The organism is Candidatus Frankia nodulisporulans, assembly GCF_902806475.1.
Lineage (GTDB): Bacteria > Actinomycetota > Actinomycetes > Frankiales > Frankiaceae > Frankia > Frankia umida.
This window is the reverse complement of sequence record NZ_CADCWS010000418.1, coordinates 1-2,227: the sequence shown is the minus strand read 5'-3', so window position 1 is coordinate 2,227 and position 2,227 is coordinate 1. Positions and strand designations below refer to the sequence as shown.

Annotated in this window: 2 protein-coding genes and 1 pseudogene; 2 read left to right on the top strand and 1 reads right to left on the bottom strand. The window is 73.4% G+C overall.

What is annotated here, in order from left to right; translation table 11 throughout:
* Positions 1–599: pseudogene (locus tag G6R24_RS20400) on the top strand (hypothetical protein); the annotation flags it as partial.
* 150 nt (positions 600–749) lie between these two features.
* Positions 750–1,136, top strand: a complete 387-nt coding sequence (locus G6R24_RS20395; RefSeq protein WP_163550755.1) for an SHOCT domain-containing protein — start codon at positions 750–752, stop codon at positions 1,134–1,136.
* Positions 1,137–1,323: 187 nt separating this feature from the next.
* Here G6R24_RS20395 and pgl read toward each other — a convergent pair whose 3' ends face one another.
* A complete protein-coding gene (gene pgl, locus G6R24_RS20390; protein ID WP_163550754.1) occupies positions 1,324–2,100 on the bottom strand; it encodes a 6-phosphogluconolactonase in 777 nt (258 codons plus the stop codon).
* Positions 2,101–2,227 lie beyond the last annotated feature (127 nt).

Below are 2,227 nucleotides of genomic sequence, written 5' to 3'. Positions count from 1 at the left end.
GGCGATGGCTGCTTGCCGGTGCGGTGATCGTGGCGGCGCTCGTCGCGGGTGGCCTCGCGCTGTTCGGTGACGATGGGCAGCCCGCCGGCGCCGATCGCCAGCGACCGAGCGCCAGCGCGACACCGGCGCCGGCCAGCGGGTCCGCACCCTCGCCAGCACCCGCCCCCATGGCGGCACCCGTCCCCTCGTCGGCGGCCACGGCCACGGCGACGGTGCCGGCGGGCCTGATCGGACGCTGGCAGGGCACCGTCACGCAGGGACCGCTCACCTTTCCCCTCACGGTGACGCTGCGGGCGGGACGGGCCGGCGAGGCGGTCGGTACCGCCCGCAACCCTCGTGACGGCTGCACCAGCGACCTGGTGCTGATCTCGACGGGCGCCGATGACGATCCAAGCAGCCACGAGGTCGCGATCAGTGCCGATGGACGCGGCGCCACCTCGGCCCGCTTTCACGAGCGGCTCACCAACGGATCGCTGTCATGCACCGAGGTGGATGTCGACGTGCTGACCCCGCTGCCCGATGGCACGGTCAGGTTCAGCTACACCGCGTCCCTGCTGGCCTCGTCCGGCCATGCCGTGCTCCGGCGGGTGGGCGACTAGCGCGCGGTCAGGGGTCGAACATGTCGATCCCGGTGGTCCTGCTCCCGGCCTCAGGGCTGGAGGGCGCGCGCAGACGTGGCAGGTGGGCTGGGCGGGTATTACCAGGACCTGGGCGTTCGGCAGCTGCCGCGCCCGACTGGAGGTACGGTCATGGATCCTGACTTCCCGCTGTTGAGCGTCTTTCTCTACATGTTGTGGTTCTTCGCGTTCGTACTGTGGATCTGGTTGCTGGTCGCGGTGATCACGGATGTGTTCCGTAGCCACGACATGTCCGGATGGGCCAAGGCCGGTTGGACGGCAGCGATCATCATACTGCCCTGGGTGGGCGTGCTCGCCTATCTGATCGTCCGGGGCGGCAGCATGCACGAGCGCAACCGTGCGGCCGCCGAACGTAACGAGCAGGCCTGGCGGTCCTACCTGCGGGAGGCTGCCGGGACGAGTCGGGCTGACGAGCTCGGCAAGCTCGCCCACCTGCACGATCAGGGCGTCATCTCGGACGGTGAGTACGAGCGCGGCAAGACGAAGATCCTCACCTGACCCCTCGGAGCCTGTCCGCCGCCGCCCGGTGGCCACCAGGGCCTTGGCCCCAGTGGCCACCGGGCGGCGGCGCCGTGTGCGCCCCGTTGCCGTGCCGTGCGTGCCGTGCGTGCCGTGCGTGCCGTGCGTGCTGTGCTGTGCTGTGCCGTGCCGTGCTGGTGCTCGTGGCGGGCCGTGGCGGGCCGGGTCAGCGGGCTGCGGGCAGGCGGGACGCGGCCGCACGGTCGGCCAGCCACAGGGTGCGCTCCCGACCGACGGCACCGGTCGCGGGAACCTCGATCGGACCGGCACCGGCGAAGGCGGCCGCGACCGCCTGCGCCTTCTCCTCGCCGGCGACGATCACCCACACCTGACGTGCCGACTGGATCGTCGCCAGCGTCAGCGAGATCCGCACGGGCGGCGGCTTCGGACTGTTCCCGACGGCCACGACCGCCTCGGTGGACGTCACCCCGGGCAGGTTCGGGAACAGTGACGCGACGTGCCCGTCCGGGCCGAGGCCGAGCAGGACCACGTCGAAGACGGGCAGGTTCGCCCCTGGCGCGGCCCGGCTGGCCAACAGCTCGGCGTACTGCGCCGCGGCGACCGTGGCGGCCTTGAGCGCGGCGGCGTCGTCGGCGGCCGGCTCACGCGGGTGACCCATCGGGAAGATCCGGGCGGGATCGACCGGGAGATGGTCGAGCAGCGCCTCCCGGGCCTGGCGTTCGTTGCGGTCCGGGGAGTCGGCCGCGACGAAACGCTCGTCTCCCCACCACACGTCGACCCGCGACCAGTCCACCGCGTCGAAGGCCGGGTTGGTCCGCACCGCGCGCAGCAGCGCGATGCCGATGCCACCGCCGGTCAGGACGACCGACGCCTCGCCGCGCTCGGCCTGCCCGTCGACCAGGGCCGTGATCAGCCGGGCGGCGACGGCCCGGGCGAGAACGCCCGCGTCGGGATGCGGGACGAGCAGAGGCTCGGCCGTCATGCGCCGTCCCTGGTCCGCGAGGCCGGCCCGGCCGGCCCCGAGCGGCGCGGTGCGCCGGGAGTGGCCCGTCCCGCCGCCGCCGGACGTTGCGCCGGCTTCGGCTGCCCCGCCGCCGGACGACCCTCAC